Source organism: Streptomyces antimicrobicus (assembly GCF_020532625.1).
In the GTDB taxonomy this organism is placed as follows: domain Bacteria; phylum Actinomycetota; class Actinomycetes; order Streptomycetales; family Streptomycetaceae; genus Streptomyces; species Streptomyces antimicrobicus.
This window is the reverse complement of record NZ_JAJAUY010000119.1, coordinates 1-18,307: the sequence shown is the minus strand read 5'-3', so window position 1 is coordinate 18,307 and position 18,307 is coordinate 1. Positions and strand designations below refer to the sequence as shown.

Here is an 18,307-nt window from a genome sequence, read left to right as displayed (position 1 = left end):
GCCCTGGGGTCCGGCCGGTTCTGGGCCGCCGTCCTGGCCGTGGCCGCGGTCGTGGCCGGGCTCGGGCGGCCCCGGCGGGGCGGGGTCCAGGCGGTCGCCGCCCTGGCCGTCGGGTACGCCACCTACCGCCAGGGACCGCAGCTGGCGGTCGGGCTGGCCCTGGCGGCGGCCCCGGCCCACCTGGTCGGCGCCTGGTTCGCGGCCCGCGCCGGCCGCCGGCTGGGCGGCAGCCGGGCCCTGGCCGAGTTCGCCGCCGGGGTGCGCCCGCTGCTGGTCGGCGCGGTCGCCGCCCACACCGCGCTCGCCGTACCGCTGCTCGCCCTGGCCGGCGCCCCGCTGCGCGCCGCCGTACCGCTGGCCGTGCTGCTGTTCCTGGCCCGCCTGCTGCTGCGGCACGGCGCGCCCGCCCGGGCCCGGCGGGCACCCGTCCTCGTCGCCCTCGCGGCGGCCGCCGTGTCCGCCCCGGTCGCCGCGGCGGGCCTCCTCGTCCACGCCGTCTTCGCGTTGTCCCGCGCATCCGCACACGCACACACATGAATGGAGAGATCAGGACATGAACGGGCTAGCCAACGAGCAGGGGGCCGCGCGATGAGGGTGCTGCTGATCGGAGCCAACGGGTACCTCGGCCGCTACGTCGCCGACCGGCTGCTCGCCGACCCCGCCGTCCAGCTGACCGCGCTCGGCCGCGGTGACGACGCCGACGTCCGCTTCGACCTCGCCACCGGCAGCCCCGGCGCGCTGACCCGGTTCCTCGACGCCGTCCACCCCGGCGTCGTGGTCAACTGCGCGGGCGCCACCCGCGGCGGCGCCCGCGAGCTGACCCGGCACAACACCGTGGCCGTCGCCACCGTCTGCGAGTCGCTGCGCCGCAGCGGCTGCGGGGCCCGGCTGGTCCAGCTCGGCTGCGCCGCGGAGTACGGGCCCAGCCAGCCGGGTTCCTCCACGGCCGAGGACGCCGTCCCCAGACCTGGCGGGCCGTACGGCGTCAGCAAGCTGGCGGCGACGGAACTCGTGCTCGGCTCCGGACTGGACGCCGTCGTCCTGCGGGTGTTCTCCCCCGTGGGCCCCGGGACCCCGGCCGGGTCCCCGCTCGGCCGGCTCGCCGAGGCCATGCGCCGGGCCATGCAGTCCGGGGACAGCGAGCTCAAGCTCAGCGGGCTGGGGGTGCAGCGCGACTTCGTCGACGTACGGGACGTGGCCCGGGCCGTGCACGCGGCCTCGCTGTCCGCCGCCCAGGGCGTGATCAACATCGGCACCGGCCGGGCCGTCCGGCTGCGGGACGCGGCCGCCGTGCTCGCCCGGGTCGCCGGCTACGGCGGCGCCCTGCACGAGCTGGACGTGCCCCCGGGCCACCAGCCAGGCCACGGCCACGGGCCCGGCCTCGGGCACGGCCACGGGCCGGGCCACCACCCGGGCCGTCCCGGCATCGGCTCCCCCCGCTCCGAGGCCACCGCCGAACAGCTGGCCGCCGCCCCGCCCTCGCCCGCCGCCTACCCCTACCCCGACGGCTGCGGGGTCTGGCAGCAGGCCGACGTGCGCACCGCCCGGGACCGGCTCGGCTGGCGGCCCCGGATCAACCTGGAGGAGTCCCTCGCGGACATCTGGATGGAGGCAGCGTGCCGCATCTGACCACCCCGCCGGGCACGGCCTGCCCGGCCGCCACCGAGTCCGGCCGGCTCGGGCTCGGCAGCCCCGGCTACGCCCACCCGCTGCTCGCCCCCGTCGAATGGGCCGAGCTGACCCGTCCGGGTACCCCGCTGCACTGGGCCGTGCTCAACGTCACGGACGGGCCGGGCCAGCGGCCCGACCCGCACTGCACGGAGGCCACCGGCAAGCTCGCCGGGGCCGGCGGCACCGTCTTAGGCCATCTCGCCATGCGGGACGGCGCCCGCTCGTTCGGCGAACTGGTCTCCGACGCCCACCGCTACGTCGACTGGTACCGCGTGGGCGGGTTCTACCTGGACCGGGTCCCCGCCGACCGGTCCGAGCTCGCCGCCGTGCGCCGCGTCGTGGACGCCCTGCGCACCCTGGGCGACGGGCTCCACCTGGTCCTGGGGCACGGCACGCACCCGTACCCCGGCTATCTGGAGATCGCCGACCAGCTGGTCACCTTCTCCGGCGGCTGGGCGGACTACCGCTGGTCGCAGGTGGCGGAGTGGACCTCCGAGCACCCGCCGGAGCGCTTCTGCCACTTCGTGCACGGCGTCCCGCGCAACCGGCTGGAGGAGGCGCTGCGCGTCGCGCGCTGGCAGGGCGCGGGCACGATCTGGTTCACCGACCGGCCCGCCGGAGCGGACCCGTGGGCCGGAATGCCCGCGTACTGGGACGAAATCGTCTCGCGGATTGGACCGGGTGTCTCGGAATGAAGAAGGGCGTGGCAGTGTTACGGGAAGAACCAACGCTTTCGCCCTTACCTCTACGGAGTCCCCGTGTCGCTGCCACCCCTGGTCGAGCCAGCCGCTGAGCTCACCGTTGACGAGGTCCGTCGGTACTCCCGCCATCTGATCATCCCGGATGTCGGGATGGACGGCCAGAAGCGCCTGAAGAACGCCAAGGTGCTCGCCGTCGGCGCGGGCGGTCTCGGTTCGCCCGCCCTGATGTACCTGGCCGCGGCCGGCGTCGGCACCCTCGGCATCGTGGAGTTCGACGAGGTCGACGAGTCGAACCTGCAGCGCCAGATCATCCACAGCCAGTCGGACATCGGCCGGTCCAAGGCCGAGTCGGCCCGGGACTCGGTCAAGGGCATCAACCCGTACGTGAACGTGATCCTGCACGAGGAGCGGCTCGACAGCTCCAACGTGATGGAGATCTTCAGCCAGTACGACCTGATCGTCGACGGCACGGACAACTTCGCCACCCGCTACCTGGTCAACGACGCCTGCGTGCTGCTGAACAAGCCGTACGTCTGGGGCTCCATCTACCGCTTCGACGGCCAGGCCTCGGTCTTCTGGTCCGAGCACGGCCCGTGCTACCGCTGCCTGTACCCGGAGCCCCCGCCGCCGGGCATGGTCCCCTCCTGCGCCGAGGGCGGCGTGCTGGGCGTGCTCTGCGCGTCCATCGGCTCCATCCAGGTCACCGAGGCGATCAAGGTCCTCACCGGCGTCGGCGAGCCGCTGGTCGGCCGCCTGATGATCTACGACGCCCTGGAGATGCAGTACCGCCAGGTCAAGGTCCGCAAGGACCCCGACTGCGCGGTCTGCGGCGAGAACCCCACCGTCACCGAGCTCATCGACTACGAGGCCTTCTGCGGCGTCGTGTCCGAGGAGGCCCAGGAGGCGGCGCTCGGCTCCACGATCACTCCCAAGCAGCTCAAGGAGTGGATCGACGACGGCGAGAGCATCGAGATCATCGACGTCCGGGAGAAGAACGAGTACGAGATCGTCTCGATCCCGGGCGCCAGGCTGGTCCCCAAGGGCGAGTTCCTCATGGGCACCGCCCTGCAGGACCTGCCGCAGGACAAGCGGATCGTCCTGCATTGCAAGACGGGTGTCCGCAGTGCGGAAGTCCTCGCCGTGCTCAAGTCGGCGGGCTTCGCGGACGCCGTGCACGTCGGCGGCGGCGTGATCGGCTGGGTCAACCAGATCGAGCCGCACAAGCCGGTCTACTGAGCGCACCCGGCAGCGAGCTGCCGGCCGCGAGCACCACGGCCCGTTCGCGTGAGCGGGGCCGGGCGGGCGTGAGAGCGGGGCCGGTCGAGCGGGGCCGGGCGAGGCGGCACAGGGTGGGCCGGGCGGGCGGGGCGTGGACCCGCCCGAGCCGTCAGGCCGCCGTGCACACGGTGCCGCCCGGCGGCACCTTGCCCTCCAGCAGGTAGCCGTCGACCGCCGCCTGCACGCACCGGTCGCCGCTGTTGTACGCGCCGTGCCCCTCGCCCTTGTACGTCAGCTCCACGCCGACGCCGGGCCCGAGCTTCTCCACCATCTTGCGGGCGCCCTCGTACGGGGTGGCCGGGTCGCCGGTGTTGCCGATCACCAGGATCGGGGCGGCGCCGGGAGCACTGACGTCCGGGGTGACCCAAGCCCCCTCGACCGGCCAGTCGTTGCAGGCCATCAGGCCCCAGCCGAGGAAGCTGCCGAACACCGGCGAGGCCGCCTGGAACTGCGGCAGCTTGGCCTTGGTCTGCTCCAGCGAGTACCGCTCCTTGGAGTCCGCGCAGTTGATGGCCGTGTTCGCCGCACCGATGTTGCTGTACCGGCCGTAGTCGTCGCGGCCGTTGAGCGCGTCGGACAGCCTCATCAGCAACTGGCCCTGGCCGCCCTGGGCCTCGTCCACCCCCGCCTCCAGCAGCGGCCACAACTCCTTGGAGTACAGGGCCTGCGCGATGCCGTTGGTCGCGGCGGTCTCGGTGAGCATGCGGTCGCCGATGCCCGGGATCGGCTTGGCGGCCAGGCTCTTCTGGAGCTCCAGGATGTTCGCCTCGACCTCCTTCGGGGTGCTGCCCTGGAGCTGGCAGGCGTCGCCGCGGTCGACGCAGTCCTGGGCGAAGTTGTCCAGCGCGAGCTGGAAGCCCTTGGCCTGGCCGAGCGAGCCCTGCTCGGAGTTCTTGGTGGGGTCGACGACGGCGTCGAAGACGGCGCGGCCGACGTTCTGCGGGAAGAGGTGGGCGTAGACCCCGCCCAGCTCGGTGCCGTAGCTGATCCCGAAGTAGTTCAGCTTCGCGTCGCCGAGGGCCTTGCGCAGCGCGTCCAGGTCGCGGGCGGCGTTCTCGGTGCCGACGAAGGGCAGCACCTTGCCGGAGTTGCGCCGGCAGGCCTCCCGGTAGCGGCGCTGGGCGTCGGTCAGGGCCTTCTCCTCCGCCGGGGTGTCGGGCGTGGAGTCCTGGGCGTAGTAGACGTCGAGCTGTTCGTCGTTCTCGCAGAGCACCGGTGCGCTGCGGCCGACCCCGCGCGGGTCGAAGCTGACCAGGTCGTACCGCTCGCCCAGGGCGGCGTACTCCTTGGCGGCGCTGGGCAGGGTGGTGATGCCGGAGCCGCCGGGCCCGCCGAAGTTGAAGACCAGGGAGCCCAGCCGCCGCTTCTGGTCCTTGGCGGGCAGCCGGATGAGGGCCAGCGGGATCTGCTCGCCCTCGGGCTTCGACCAGTCGAGCGGGACCTTCAGCGTCGCGCACTGCCACTGCGGACCGGGAGCATCCCCGCCGCCCTGGGCCGCGTCCGGCCGGGGGCACTTCTCCCAGGCGAGGGCCGTGCCGGTACTGCCCGGCGAGGTGCCCGCAGAGGTGTCCTCGCCACCGTCGGAGCAGGACGCGGTGGCCAGCAGCGCGGCGGTGACGGCGGTGGCGGTGGTGGCCCGCAGGGCGTGTCGAGGCATGCCCCCATCCTGCGGTCGGCGGCGTGGGTCCGCCCGCGTCGTGGGCCATGTGAGTGGCAGCCCTGGGGTGCCTGCTTGCACAGGGCGCCCGGTCTTCTGGTCTGGTGGTGACCATGAGCGAGAACCTCAACATCGGTGAGGCGGCGGCGCTGACGGGCACCACGCCGCGGACGCTGCGGCACTACCACGACATCGGACTCCTGCCGGACCGGGAGAGCTACGGCTTCGAGGACGTGGTCCGGATCCTGTGGGTGCTGCGGATGGCGGAGCGGGGCACGGCGCTGGACGACGTACGGGCGGCGCTGGAGCGGCGGACGGACCACGAGGAGCTGCTGGCGGAGCTGGACGCCTCGCTGGCGGAGCAGGAGGAGGAGCTGCGCTCCCGGCGGGCGGCGCTGGCCCGGCTGCGGGCGGCGCGCGGGGACCTCGCCGGGCTCGCGGCGCGGCTGGCGGAGTCCGGCGGGGCGGAACCGGCCGAGCTCCAGCGGCACGCGCACCCGCTGGGACCGGCGGTGGCCGAGCACGAGGCGGTGACCCGGCACGTGCTGGCGCTGCACCCCCGGCTGCGGGCGGAGCAGCGGCGGCTGCAGGCGGAGCTGATCGAACTGGCCGGGGCGCCGGCGGACGACCCGCGGGTGGACCGGCTGGCCCACGCGTACTTCGTGCACATCCAGGCCATGGAGGCGGCCGAGCGGGCCGCGAGCTTCCCCGAGCCGGAGTTCGTGGACGACTCCTCCGCCCCCACCCCCACGCCGCCGCCCCGCAGCCCGGAACCCGCCCTGCCGTCCCCGTCGCACATCTCCCCGGCCCAGGCCCGCTGCGCGGAGGTGCTGGGCCAACTGATCGCCAAGTGGGCGTCGGACCAGAAGTGACCCCAGGAGCCGGTGGCCGGGTCGGCCGACGTGGCCGGCCCTGCCGTCCGCCCTCTGCCCGACCCGGGCGGCGGCCGCCGTGCCGCACCCCCGGCCGACGGGGCTAGATGGCCTCTTTGCGGGTCAGGTAGTTGAACGACAGCCAGCCCGGCAGGACCGGGAGCCAGAAGGTCATCAGGCGGAACAGGAGCACCGCCGAGATCGCGATCTCCTTCTCCAGCCCGGCCGCGATCAGACCCAGCGTCAAGGTCGTCTCGACCGCTCCCACACCGCCCGGCGTCGGCGCCGCCGAGCCCAGCGCGTTGCCCGCGAGGAAGACCACCGCGATGCTGGCCAGGCTGAGCGTCTCGCCGCCGCCGAAGGCCCGTACCGACGCGTCCAGGCACATCACGAAGCACCCGGTCAGCAGCAGCATGCCGCCGATGCCGGTGACCAGCTTCTGCGGGCGCTGGAGCACGTCCAGCATCCGCGGCACCACACCCGCGAACAGCGCCCGCACCCGGGTCACCACGAACTTCCGCAGGAACGGGATCGCCGTCACCACCAGCACCAGCACCGCGACCGTGAGCAGACCCGCGATCACCGTGCGGGACGGCGTCATCTCCGGGGTCTTCTCGGTCCCCGTCAGGTAGCCGAACGCCAGCAGCAGCAGGACGTGGCTGGCCAGCCCGAACAGCTGGGACGCGCCCACGCTCGCCACCGCCAGGCCCGGCCGGACGCCCGCGCGCTGCAGGAACCGGGTGTTCAGCGCGACCCCGCCGACCGCCGCCGGCGCCACCAGCTTCACGAACGAGCCGGCCACCTGCGCCGTCACCGTCCGCAGGAACGCCACCCGCTCGGGTACGAACCCCAGCAGGCTCATCGCGGCGGCGACGTAGCTCAGCGCCGAGAACGCGACCGCCGCCCCGACCCAGCCCCACTGCGCCTCGCCGATGACCCGGCCGAAGTCCACGTGCGTGAGCTGCGTCAGCAGGAAGTACGCGGCGAACGCCCCCGCGATGAACGACACCAGGGTGCGCGGCCGGATCCGCTCCAGCCGGGCCGGCTCCACCGGGGCCTGCGGCCGGATCAGCAGCACCTGGCGGCGGATCTGGCTGAGCAGGTCCTCCTCGCGGGCCTCGTCCAGGGCCTCGTCCAGCGCCCGCTTCTCGGCCTTGCGCTCGGCCTTGGCGTCCGCCTTGGACCGCTCCCGCTCCGTCCTGGCGGTCCGACTGGAGGCGAGCACCGCCTCGCGCTCGCGCTGGGCGCGCTCGCGCGCCAGGCGGCGCAGGGTCGCCCGGGTGGAGCGGCTCAGCGCGATCGGCTGGAGCAGCGGCAGGCAGTCGGCGACCGCGTCCGGGCCCAGCACCTCCACCGCCGAGGCCACCGACCGCTCCGCGCCGACCCGCAGGCCGAGGGTGGTCAGCAGCTGCGCGATGTCCATCCGCAGCACCAGGTCGCCGGCCGCGATCTCGCCGCCGCGCAGGTCGGTGAGGGTCACATTGCCGGAACGATCCACCACCAGGGCGTCACCCGTGAGCCGCCGGTGCGCGATGCGCCGCGACTGCAGCGCCCGTACCTGCTGCCAGGCGCCCCGGATCAGCTCGTCGGTGATCTCCTCGTCGGCCAGGCTGTCCAGGCAGCGGCCGTCGAGGTGCTCGTAGACGAGCATCACGGCGTCGGGCCCGAGCTCGGAGGTGGCGATCAGCTTCGGTGCGTTCGCCCCGGCCGCGATGGCCGCGTACGCGAGCAGCGCCTCCTGCTCCAGCGCCTGGCGCAGCGACTGCAGGCTGCGGCGGGTGGTGATCCCGCGCAGGGTCAGCCGCCGCCAGACCCGGTAGAAGAAGCCGTGGGCCTGCTGCTCGCGGTCGACGACGGTGACGTCGAGCGGCGGGCCGTCCTCCAGCGTCACGTGGTAGCGCCGGCCGCGGTCGCTTTGCTCGGGGGTCTCCTGGCCGCCGTCCGGCGTGACCTCCGCGCGGGTGGCGCTGACCGGCTGGAAACCGACGCGGCGCAGGCCGGCGAGGAGGTTCTGGCCGGTGGGGCGGACGTTCGGGGAGCCCACCGCGTACAGCGTGCCGTAGGCCACGCTCCAGCCGATCAGCACCGTGAGCATGATCGAGAAGGGGGTGGTGTAGCCGCCGACGAGCATCGCGAAGGCGTCGAGCAGCAGCACCGCCCACAGCACCACCCGCCAGCGGGGGCGGCGGGTCATGCCGACGGCGGTCATGTACGCGATCACGGGCGCGAGGTAGCCGTGCACCGGGTCGGTGAGGGCGTCGCCCTGGCCGGTGGCCCGGGTGAGGGCGTCCTGGACGGTGCCGGACGCGGCCCGGGAGACCCACAGGTCGGTGGCCAGGGTCACGCCGTGCGCGAGGACGGCGGCGAGGACGCCGTCGGCGATGCGCAGGCCGTCGCGTTTGATCAGCCGTTCGATGGCGAAGGCCACCGGTACGAGGAGCACGGCGATGCTGGAGACCAGCCCCGCCACCTTGATCAGCAGGTCGGGCGCCTGGTCGGTGCCCTGGCTGATGTCGGCCTCCAGGCCGGCGGTGGTGCCGTGGGCGAACGCGGCCAGCGCCAGGACCAGGGCGATGCCGAGCACCCCGACGAGCAGCCGGACCAGGTCGGAGGGCCGGTGCACGCGGGCGGCCAGCAGCGGCTCGTCGACCTCGACCGGGTCGGCCGGGGCATGCCCGGACGCGACGCCGGTGCCGGCGGCCTCGGCGCGGGCCCTGGGCCCGGGCCGGGCCTTGGGCTCGGCCTCGGGCTTGGGCTCGGCTCCGGCCTTGGGCTCGGCTCCGGCCTTGGCCTCGGCCTCGGCTCCGGCCTTGGCCTTGGCTGCGGCCACGGGCTTGGCTCCGGCCGCGGGCTCGGCCGCGGCCATGGCTCCGGTGGCGCCCTCGGCCGTGGCCCCGGCTTCGGCCCCGTGCCCGGGGGCCTGGTCTCCGGGCTCCGGGCGGGGCGTCGCGCGGGTGTGCTCGGCCTCGGCCGCCGCGTGGTTCACCGCGTCGTCCTGAGGGCTCACACCCTGCTCCTTCGCCGTCACTTCCGTCTCTTCTTGATCACGTATCACGAGTCACCGCCCGGAAGATGGTGGCACGGACGGACCGGGCGGCGGGGCATCAGGGGTCCGTGCCCTTGTGGAGTAGAGCGTTCCGCAGTCGTCCCGCATGCATGCCGGACCAGGGGCCGCATGATGGGCCGCATGGACGAACTGCCGCAGTACGCGGAGCGGGTGCTCGACGTGGCCGACCGGATTCCCCCCGGCCGGGTGATGACGTACGGGGACGTCGCCGAATGGCTCGGCGAGGGAGGTCCCCGCCAGGTGGGCCGGGTGATGTCCCTCTACGGCGGCGCCGCCCCCTGGTGGCGCGTGGTCCGCGCCGACGGCGTCCCCCTGCCCGGCCACGAGCTGCGCGCGCTGGAGCACTACCGCGCCGAGGCCACCCCGCTGCGCGAGACGGCCGCCGGGCCGCGGATCGACCTGCGGCGGGCGCGCTGGGACGGGGCCTGACCGCGGTGCGCTGAAGCTCACATCCGACAGCTTCCGCCATCGGACGGCACCACGGGGAGCCGAAGGCCCGTACGAGCGAAGCGGCCCGCGCGGGCCGGTGGACGGAACTGCGCGCCCGGCCCCCGGTGCCGTAGCGTTGCCTCTTCGGCGCGAGCGGCCGCGCGAGCGCCGGCCCGCCCTGACCGCCCTGCCCACCGCACCCGCCCCGCACGACCAGCCCGCCCCGCACGACCTCGCACGCAGCAGACCCCCGTCACCCCCGGACCGGCACCTCACGTGATCACCTCTCCCCCCGACGGCTCGAACCGCTCCGACGTTCCGGACCGCTCGGACGTTCCGGAGCGCGCGGACGTTCCGGAGCGCGCGGCGCGCGCGGAGCGTCCGCAGCGGCGTACGCGGACCCCCGGCGCGTACCGACTGGTGCGTACCGGGCCGGGACGAGTGGATCCACCTGTTCTGGACGCAGCGCAGCAGGCGGTGGTTGATCACACCGGCGGACCGCTGCTCGTCCTGGCCGGGCCGGGGACCGGCAAGACGACCACGCTGGTCGAGGCGGTGGCCGCGCGGGTGGCCGCCGGCGCCGACCCGTCCCGGATCCTGGTGCTCACCTTCAGCCGCAAGGCGGCCGTCGAGCTGCGCGACCGTACGGCGCTGCGGCTGGGCGGGGCGCGGGCGCCGCAGCCGACGACGTTCCACTCGTTCTGCTACGGGCTGGTGCGCGCGCACCAGGACGCGGACCTGTTCGAGACCCCGATCCGGCTGCTGTCCGGCCCGGAACAGGACGTGACCGTCCGCACCCTCCTGGAAGGCCAGCGGGAGCTGAGGTCCGTCTCGTGGCCCGACGACCTGCGGGCGGCGCTGACCACCCGCGGTTTTGCGGACGAGGTCCGGGCGGTGCTCGCGCGCAGCCGCGAGCTGGGGCTCGGCCCGCGGGCCCTGGCGGACTTCGCCCGGCGCATCGGCCGGCCGGACTGGCTGGCGGCGGCGGCCTTCCTGTCGGAGTACCTGGACGTGCTCGACCTCCAGGGCACCTTGGACTACGCGGAGCTGGTGCACCGGGCGGTGCTGCTGGCCGAGCGCGAGCCGTCGATCGCCTCGCTGTACGACGCGGTGTACGTGGACGAGTACCAGGACACCGACGCCTCGCAGCTGCGGCTGCTGCGGGCGCTGACCAGCGGGGGCGCGTCGCTGGCGGCCTTCGGCGACCCCGACCAGTCGATCTACGCGTTCCGGGGCGCCGACCTGAACGGCATCCTCGACTTCGAGTCGGCCTTCCCCGGCGCCCGGGTGCGCGCCCTGACCACGTCCCGCCGCTCCGGCGCGGCCCTGCTCGCGGCCACCCGGCTGCTGACGACGCGCATGCCGGTGCCCCGCCTGCCGGCGGACGCGGTCCGCGCCCACCGCGCCCTGGTCCCGGCACGGGAGGGCGGCCGGGTCGAGGTCCTGACGTACCCGACGGCGGCGGCCGAACTGGAGAACATCGCGGACGTGCTCCGCCGCGCCCACCTGGAGGACGGCGTCCCGTGGCGCGACATGGCCGTCCTGGTCCGCTCGGCGGGCCGCACCCTCCCGGCCATGCGCCGCGCCCTGATCGCCGCGGGCGTCCCCACCCGCACCGAGGCCCCCGACACCCCCCTCCGCCACGAACCGGCCGTCACCCCGCTCCTGACGGCCCTCCGCCTGACCGCGACGGCAGCGGCGGCGCAGGCGGCGGCGCCGGGGACGGCGGCCGGGGCCGGTGTCGGTGTCGGTGTCGGTGTCGGTGCGTACGAGGACGGGGACGGGACCGGGGCCGATCCCGGTGTCGGCGTGGGCGTGGGCGTAGGCGAGGGCGCGGCGGGCGAGGGCGCCGAGGTGGACGCCGACGAGAACAGGGACGGCCATGCCCCGCCCCAGGACGGCGACGGGGACGGGGACGGCGACGGGGACGGGGACGGCCATGTGCTCCCGCCCCGGGACGGCGACGGGGCCGAGGCCGGTCCCGCTGGGGGCCCCGGCGGGTGGGTCGGGGTCGAGGAGGCCCTGGCCCTGCTGGTGTCGCCGCTCGGCGGCATGGACTCCGCCGACCTGCGGCGGCTCGGCCGGGCCCTCCGGGAGGAGGAGCGGGCCGCGGGGGTGCGCACCCCCGCCCCCTCCGACGTCCTGCTCGCCCGCGCCCTGGCCGAGCCCGAACGCCTCGTCACCCACGACCCCGCCTACGCCCGCGGCGCCCAGCGCCTCGGCCTGCTCCTGCGCAAGACCCGCGAGATCCTGCAGGGCGGCGGCACCGCCGAAGAGGCCCTGTGGACCCTCTGGGACGGCACCCCCTGGCCGGCCCGCCTGGAGCGCAACGCCCGCCGCGGCGGCGCGGCCGGCCGCAACGCCGACCGCGACCTCGACGCGGTCTGCGCGCTGTTCGACACCGCCGCCCGCGCCGAGGACCGCACCGGCGGCCGCGGCGCCCTGAACTTCCTCGAACAACTCGAAGCCGAGGACATCGCCGCCGACACCCTCACCGCCGGTTCCGGCGCGGCCCGGACCGACGCCGTCCGGCTGATGACCGCACACCGGTCCAAGGGCCTGGAATGGAGCCTGGTCGTGGTGGCCGGCGTACAGGAGGGCCTGTGGCCCGACCTCCGCCGCCGCGGCTCGCTCCTCGAAGCCGACCGCATCGGACGCGACGGCCTCGCCGAGCCCCTGACGCCCGGCGCGCTCCTCGCCGAGGAACGCCGCCTCTTCTACGTCGCCGCCACCCGTGCCCGCGACCGGCTCGTCGTCACCGCGGTCAAGGCCGCCGCCGAGGACGGCGACCAGCCCTCCCGCTTCCTCACCGAGCTCGGCGTGCCGCCGCGCGACGTCACCGGGCGGCCGCGCCGCCCGCTGTCCGTCCCCGCCCTGGTCGCCGAGCTGCGCGCCACCACCGTCGACCCCGACGCCTCGCCGGCGCTGCGCGACGCCGCCGCCCGCCGCCTCGCCCGGCTCGCCGCGCTCACCGACGACGACGGCCGCCCCCTCGTGCCCGCCGCGCACCCGCAGCGCTGGTGGGGCCTGTACGAGCCCACCCGCAGCAGCGTGCCGCTGCGCGACCGCAACCGGCCCGTCACCCTCTCCGGCAGTGCCCTGGACCAGCTGGCGAACACCTGCTCCCTCCAGTGGTTCCTCGGCCGCGAGGTCAAGGCCGACACCCCCGCCAGCGCCGCCCAGGGCTTCGGCAACGTCGTCCACGTCCTCGCCGACGAAGTGGCCTCCGGCCACACCCCGGCCGACCTGGACGTGCTCATGGAACGCCTCGACTCGGTCTGGGACGCCCTCGCCTTCGACGCGCCGTGGAAGTCCCGCCAGGAGAAGGACAACGCGCGCGCCGCCCTCGAACGGTTCCTGCGCTGGCACCACTCCGACCGCGCCGGCCGCACCGCCGTCGCCACCGAGCACGACTTCGACGTCACGCTGGAGGCGGGCGCGTACGAGGTCCGCATCCGCGGCTCCATGGACCGGGTCGAGGCCGACCCGCAGGGGCGGGCGTACGTCGTCGACTTCAAGACGGGCAAGGCCGCGCCGACGAAGGACGAGGTCGCGCGGCACCCGCAGCTGGCGGTGTACCAGCTGGCGGTGCGCGAGGGCGCCGTGGACGCCGCCTTCGACGGCCGCCGACCGGAGCCGGGCGGCGCCGAACTCGTTCAGCTGCGGCAGGGCGCCGCCAAGAAGGACGGCGGCGAGAGCGTCCCCAAGGTCCAGCGCCAGGAGGCGCTGGCGGGGGAGTGGATCACCGACCTCCTGGCCGACGCCGCGGGCCGCGTCCTGGACGAACGCTTCACCCCGACGACGGGCGACCACTGCACCCGCTGCACCTTCCGCACAGCCTGCAGCGCCCGCCCGGAGGGCCGCCACGTAGTGGACTGACCGCCCGCACCAACGCCCCCTTGGGGGCGCGGGGAACGGCGCGAGCGACCACGGTCGACCGTCAGCCGCGGGCAACCGGCACCCCCGACGGCGCCGGCGCCGACGAAGGCCGGGCTCGGCCTGGTCCCGCTGCGTGCGGAGGCCGCGCCTTGGGGGCGCGGGGAACGGCGCGAGCGACCACGGCCGACCGTCAGCCGCGGGCAACCGTCACCCCCGATGGCGCTGGCGCCGGCGAAGGCCGGGCTCGGCCTGGTCCCGCTGCGTGCGGAGGCCACGCCTGGGGGCGCGGGGAACGGCGCGAGCAACCACGGCCGACCGGCAGCGGCAGGCAACCGCTACCCCCGACGGCGCCCACCGCCCGCGAAGGCCGGGCTCGGCCTGGTCCCGCTGCGTGCGGAGCTCGCGCCTTGGGGGCGCGGGGAACGGCGCGAGCAACCACGGCCGACCGTCAGCGGCAGGCAACCGCTATCCCCGACGGCGCCCACCGCCCCCCATGCCCTGCCTAGCCGTCGGGCATGGCCCGCCTGGGCGGGCGGCCAAGGCCTGCCTAGGCGTCGGCCCGGGCACGGGCGCGGGCCCAGGCACGGCCCGGCCCGGGCCGGGCTGTCGGTCCGGGCGGATAGCCTCTTATGGTGCGTGCGCCAGCCATCTCCGACCCCGAGCAGCTCAAGGAGCTCCTCGGCATCCCGTTCACCCCGGAACAGCTGGCCTGCATCACCGCCCCACCCGCCCCCCAGGTCATCGTCGCCGGCGCCGGCTCCGGCAAGACCACCGTCATGGCCGCCCGCGTGGTCTGGCTGGTCGGGACCGGCCAGGTCCGCCCCGACCAGGTCCTCGGCCTGACCTTCACCAACAAGGCCGCCGCCGAGCTCGCCGACCGCGTCCGCACCGCCCTCGCCCGCGCGGGCGTCACCGACCCGGACCCGTCCCCGGCGGACCTGCCCGGCGGCGTCCCCGCCAGCGTCTCCGGCGGCGCCCCCGGCGGCGCCCCCGCCGACGGGACGGCCGCCACCGGCGACCCCCGCATCTCCACCTACCACGCCTTCGCCGGCCAGCTCCTCAAGGACCACGGCCTGCGCATCGGCCTGGAGCCCTCCGCCCGCCTCCTCGCCGACGCCACCCGCTTCCAGCTCGCCGCCCGCGTGCTCCGCGAGGCCCCGGGCCCGTACCCGTCCCTCACCCGCTCCGTCCCGGACCTCGTCTCGGACGTCCTCGCCCTCGACGCCGAGCTCTCCGAGCACCTCGTACCCCCGGCCCGCCTCCGCACGTACGACACGGCCCTGCTCGACACCCTCGCCGGCACCCGCCTGACCAACGACGACCTGCGCAAGGTCCCCGAGGCCGTCCGCGGCCGCCTGGAGCTGCTCGAACTCGTCGAGCGCTACCGCGCCGCCAAACGCTCCCGCGACCTCCTCGACTTCAGCAACCAGATCGCCCTGTGCGCCGAACTCGCCACCACCCGCCCGGAGGTCGGCGCGCTGCTGCGCGAGGAGTTCCGCGTGGTCCTCCTGGACGAGTACCAGGACACCTCGGTGGCCCAGCGGCTCCTCCTCTCCGGCCTGTTCGGCGGCGGCACCGGCCACGCCGTGACCGCCGTCGGCGACCCCTGCCAGGCGATCTACGGCTGGCGCGGCGCCTCCGTCGCCAACCTCGACGACTTCCCCGCGCACTTCCCGCACCCCGACGGCCGCCCCGCCACCCGCCGCTCCCTCAGCGAGAACCGCCGCAGCGGCGGCCGCCTCCTCGACCTCGCCAACACCCTGGCCGCCCCGCTGCGCGCCCTGCACGAAGGCGTCGAGGCGCTGCGCCCCGCCCCCGGCGCCGAACGCGACGGCTTCGTCCGCTGCGCCCTGCTCCCCACCCACGCCGAGGAGCTGGACTGGCTCGCCGACTCCCTCGCCCACCTCGTCCGCACCGGCAAGGAGCCCGGCGAGATCGCGGTCCTGTGCCGCTCCGCCGGCGACTTCGCCGCGATCCAGGCGGCGCTGGTCGCCCGTGACGTGCCCGTCGAGGTCGTCGGCCTGTCCGGTCTGCTGCACCTGCCCGAGGTGGCCGACCTCGTCGCCGTCTGCGAGGTCCTGCAGGACCCCGGCGCCAACGCCGCCCTGGTCCGGCTGCTCGTCGGCCCCCGCTGGCGCATCGGCCCCCGCGACCTCGCCCTGCTCGGCCGCCGCGCCCGCCTGCTCGTCGCGCGCGGCGGCGCCGACCAGGGCGACGACGACCACGACCACCGGCTCGCGGCCGCCGTGGAAGGCGTCGACCCGGCCGAGATCGTCTCGCTGGCCGACGCCGTCGAGACGTTCCTCGACGGGTCCTCGTACGACGGCGACGACCTGCCCTTCTCCGCCGACGCCAGGATCCGCTTCGCGTACCTCGCGCAGGAGCTGCGCGACCTGCGGCGTTCGCTCGCCGACCCGCTGATGGACGTACTGCACCGGGTGCTGTCCACCACGGGGCTGGACGTCGAGCTGTCCGCCTCCCCGCACGTCCTCGCGGCCCGCCGCCGCGAGACGCTGTCGACGTTCCTGGACGTGGCGGCGGGGTTCGCGGCGCTGGACGGGGAGGCGTCGCTGCTCGCCTTCCTCGGGTTCCTGAGGACGGCCGCGCAGTACGAGAAGGGGCTGGACCAGGGGTTGCCGGGGGCGGAGAACACCGTCAAGGTCCTCACCGCGCACAAGTCCAAGGGCCTGGAGTGGGACGTGGTGGCGGTGCCCGGGCTGTACCGGGGGGCGTTCCCGAGCGAGCAGCCGCGGGAGGCGTGGACCTCGTACGCGAGGGTGCTGCCGCACGGGCTGCGCGGGGACGCGGAGACGCTCCCGGCGGACCCGGAGTGGACGTCGGCGGGCCTGAAGGCGTTCAAGGCCGAGCTGAAGGAGCACCAGGCCACGGAGGAACTCCGTCTCGGCTACGTCACCTTCACCCGCCCCCGCTCCCTGCTCCTCGCCTCGTCGCACTGGTGGGGTCCGACGCAGAAGAAGCCGCGCGGGCCCTCGGCGTTCCTGACCGCGCTGTACGACCACTGCGCCGCCGGCCACGGCGAGATCGAAGTCTGGGCCGACGCCCCTGAACCGGGCGCGGAGAACCCCGCCCTCACCACCCCGCCGTCCGCCGCCACCACCTGGCCCCTCCCCCTGGACCCGGCCTCCACGACCCGCCGCCGCGAGGCCGCGGCCCTGGTGGAGTCGTACCTCCGCCCCACCCCCTCCGCGGCCACGGAACCGTACGTCTGGCCCCCGGACTGCGAGGAGCCGCAGCCGACGGACCCGGTCGCGGACGACGCGTGGCCGGAGGAGCCGTGGCCGGCGGACCCGGTCGCGGACGGCGGGTGGCCCGAGGAGCCGCGGCCGGCGGACCCGGGCTCGGACGACGTGTGGCCGGAGGAGCCGTGGCCGGCGGACCCGGGCTTCGACGACGGGTGGCCCGAGGACGCGTCGGCCGGAACGCCCGGCCCACCGCCGACCCTCCCCGCCGCCCGCCGACCGGACGCGTCCCACGCGTCCCACGCGTCCGCCCTCGCCACCGGTGCACCTGCACCTGCGCCCGCGCCCGCACCCGCGCCCGAGGAGCACGAGGACACCCCTGCGGCGAACGCGCCCGCGCCCTCCGCCCCGGACGCGGCGGGCCGCCGCTCCGCCCCCTCTGACGCCCCGTGGTCGGACGACCCCTGGGCCGATCCGGCGTTCGCCGACCCCGCCCGGGACGGCGGCGAGCCATGGGACGGCGGCCTGTGGGACGACGAGCCCGGTGAGTCGGCGGTGCATGCCCGGCCCGGGCCGGGCGGTGGTCGGCCGCGCGGCGGCTCCGGCGTGCCCGCCCCCCGCCGGGACGGCGGCGGCCGTGCCCCGGGCGGGCTGCTGCCCGAGGAGGCTCGGGTCGTGGCCTCCTGGGACCGCGACCTCGAAGCGCTCGAGGGCGAGCTGCGCCGGTCCCGGGACGGAGTCCGGGAGGTCGAGCTGCCCGCGGCGCTCTCCGCCAGCGACCTGCTGCGGCTCGCCGCCGACGAGCAGGCCTTCGCCCGCGAACTGGCCCGCCCCATGCCCAAGCCGCCGCAGCCGGCCGCCCGCCAGGGCACCCGGTTCCACGCCTGGGTGGAGTCCCGCTTCGACGAGCTCCCGCTGCCCTTCCTCGACGTCCTCGACCCCGCCACCGACCTCCCCGGCTCGGACCAGGAGGTCGCCGACGCGCGCGACCTCGATGCGCTCAAGGCCGCCTTCGAGCGCGGCCCGTACGCCGACCGGACCCCGTACCGCATGGAGGTCCCGGTCCAGGTCACCCTCGCCGGACGCGTCGTCCGCGGCCGGATCGACGCCGTCTACGCCACCCCCGACGGCGGCTACGAGATCGTCGACTGGAAGACCGGCCGCACCACCCAGGCCGACCCCCTCCAGCTCGCGATCTACCGCCTCGCCTGGGCCGAGTCCACCGGTACCCCGCTGCGCAAGGTCAAGGCCGTCTTCCTGCACGTCCGCAGCGGCCGCGTCATCCGGCCCGCCCGCCTCCCGGGCCGCGCCCGCATCGAGGCGATCCTCACCGGCACCCCCACCCCGAGCCGCCGCAGGTCCAGCACCCGCGGCAAGCCCACCGGCCCCGGCGAGCCCACCGGCCCTGGCGAGCCCACCGGCCCCGGCGAGCCCACCGGCAGCCGGGAGGCCACGAGCCGCAGCAAGCCCGCCGGCCCCGGCGAGCCCACCGGCCGCAGCAAGCCCACCGGCAGCCGGGAGGCCGCCACCCGCGGCAAGTCCCCCGGCCCCGC

The 18,307-nt window shown here is 75.7% G+C and carries 9 protein-coding genes and 1 pseudogene; 8 read left to right on the top strand and 2 right to left on the bottom strand.

Features of this window, described 5'->3' with window-relative positions; translation table 11 throughout:
- From LG632_RS23535 to moeZ, 4 genes and pseudogenes are all read left to right on the top strand, one after another.
- Positions 1 to 537, top strand: a pseudogene (locus LG632_RS23535) (hypothetical protein); the annotation flags it as partial.
- Between the two features lie 51 nt (positions 538 to 588).
- On the top strand, positions 589 to 1,629 hold the full coding sequence (locus LG632_RS23530) for an SDR family oxidoreductase (RefSeq protein WP_226729423.1): 1,041 nt from the start codon (positions 589 to 591) through the stop codon (positions 1,627 to 1,629).
- Entirely contained in the window at positions 1,617 to 2,366 is a 750-nt protein-coding gene (locus LG632_RS23525; RefSeq protein ID WP_226729422.1) for a spherulation-specific family 4 protein, read from the top strand. The genes LG632_RS23530 and LG632_RS23525 overlap by 13 nt, the downstream gene beginning before the upstream one ends.
- A gap of 63 nt (positions 2,367 to 2,429) precedes the next feature.
- The gene (moeZ, locus tag LG632_RS23520) at positions 2,430 to 3,608 is read left to right on the top strand and encodes an adenylyltransferase/sulfurtransferase MoeZ (RefSeq protein WP_226729421.1); all 1,179 of its coding nucleotides are present in this window, start codon (positions 2,430 to 2,432) and stop codon (positions 3,606 to 3,608) included.
- A 151-nt stretch (positions 3,609 to 3,759) separates the two neighbouring features.
- On the opposite strand, the gene LG632_RS23515 is transcribed toward moeZ, so the two are convergent.
- Complete coding sequence (locus LG632_RS23515; RefSeq protein ID WP_226729420.1) at positions 3,760 to 5,307, bottom strand: alpha/beta hydrolase; 1,548 nt, start codon at positions 5,305 to 5,307, stop codon at positions 3,760 to 3,762.
- Positions 5,308 to 5,420: 113 nt separating this feature from the next.
- Here LG632_RS23515 and LG632_RS23510 point away from each other — a divergent pair, with 113 nt between their 5' ends.
- Positions 5,421 to 6,179 carry a MerR family transcriptional regulator gene (locus tag LG632_RS23510; protein WP_226729419.1) on the top strand — a complete coding sequence of 253 codons (759 nt, stop codon included), beginning with the start codon at positions 5,421 to 5,423 and terminating at the stop codon, positions 6,177 to 6,179.
- A 103-nt stretch (positions 6,180 to 6,282) separates the two neighbouring features.
- On the opposite strand, the gene LG632_RS23505 is transcribed toward LG632_RS23510, so the two are convergent.
- Positions 6,283 to 9,234 carry a lysylphosphatidylglycerol synthase domain-containing protein gene (locus LG632_RS23505; RefSeq protein ID WP_374203554.1) on the bottom strand — a complete coding sequence of 984 codons (2,952 nt, stop codon included), beginning with the start codon at positions 9,232 to 9,234 and terminating at the stop codon, positions 6,283 to 6,285.
- A gap of 123 nt (positions 9,235 to 9,357) precedes the next feature.
- On the opposite strand from LG632_RS23505, the gene LG632_RS23500 reads away from it, so the two are divergent.
- The 3 genes from LG632_RS23500 to LG632_RS23490 form a co-directional block, all read left to right on the top strand.
- Positions 9,358 to 9,675 (top strand): MGMT family protein, encoded by a 318-nt coding sequence (locus LG632_RS23500; protein ID WP_308109024.1) that lies wholly within the window; start codon positions 9,358 to 9,360, stop codon positions 9,673 to 9,675.
- A 420-nt stretch (positions 9,676 to 10,095) separates the two neighbouring features.
- Positions 10,096 to 13,554: an ATP-dependent helicase gene (locus LG632_RS23495; RefSeq protein WP_226729424.1), complete on the top strand. Its 3,459-nt coding sequence runs from the start codon at positions 10,096 to 10,098 to the stop codon at positions 13,552 to 13,554.
- A 632-nt stretch (positions 13,555 to 14,186) separates the two neighbouring features.
- Positions 14,187 to 18,307, top strand: a 4,121-nt coding sequence (locus tag LG632_RS23490; RefSeq protein ID WP_226729417.1) for a UvrD-helicase domain-containing protein, incomplete at its 3' end; no start/stop codon positions are given.

Bases quoted from the DNA above. Each gene is read 5' to 3' on its own strand.
- LG632_RS23530 (WP_226729423.1), top strand. From the start codon at position 589: ATGAGGGTGCTGCTGATCGGAGCCAACGGGTACCTCGGCCGCTACGTC.
- LG632_RS23515 (WP_226729420.1), bottom strand. From the start codon at position 5,307: ATGCCTCGACACGCCCTGCGGGCCACCACCGCCACCGCCGTCACCGCC.
- LG632_RS23510 (WP_226729419.1), top strand. From the start codon at position 5,421: ATGAGCGAGAACCTCAACATCGGTGAGGCGGCGGCGCTGACGGGCACC.
- LG632_RS23500 (WP_308109024.1), top strand. From the start codon at position 9,358: ATGGGCCGCATGGACGAACTGCCGCAGTACGCGGAGCGGGTGCTCGAC.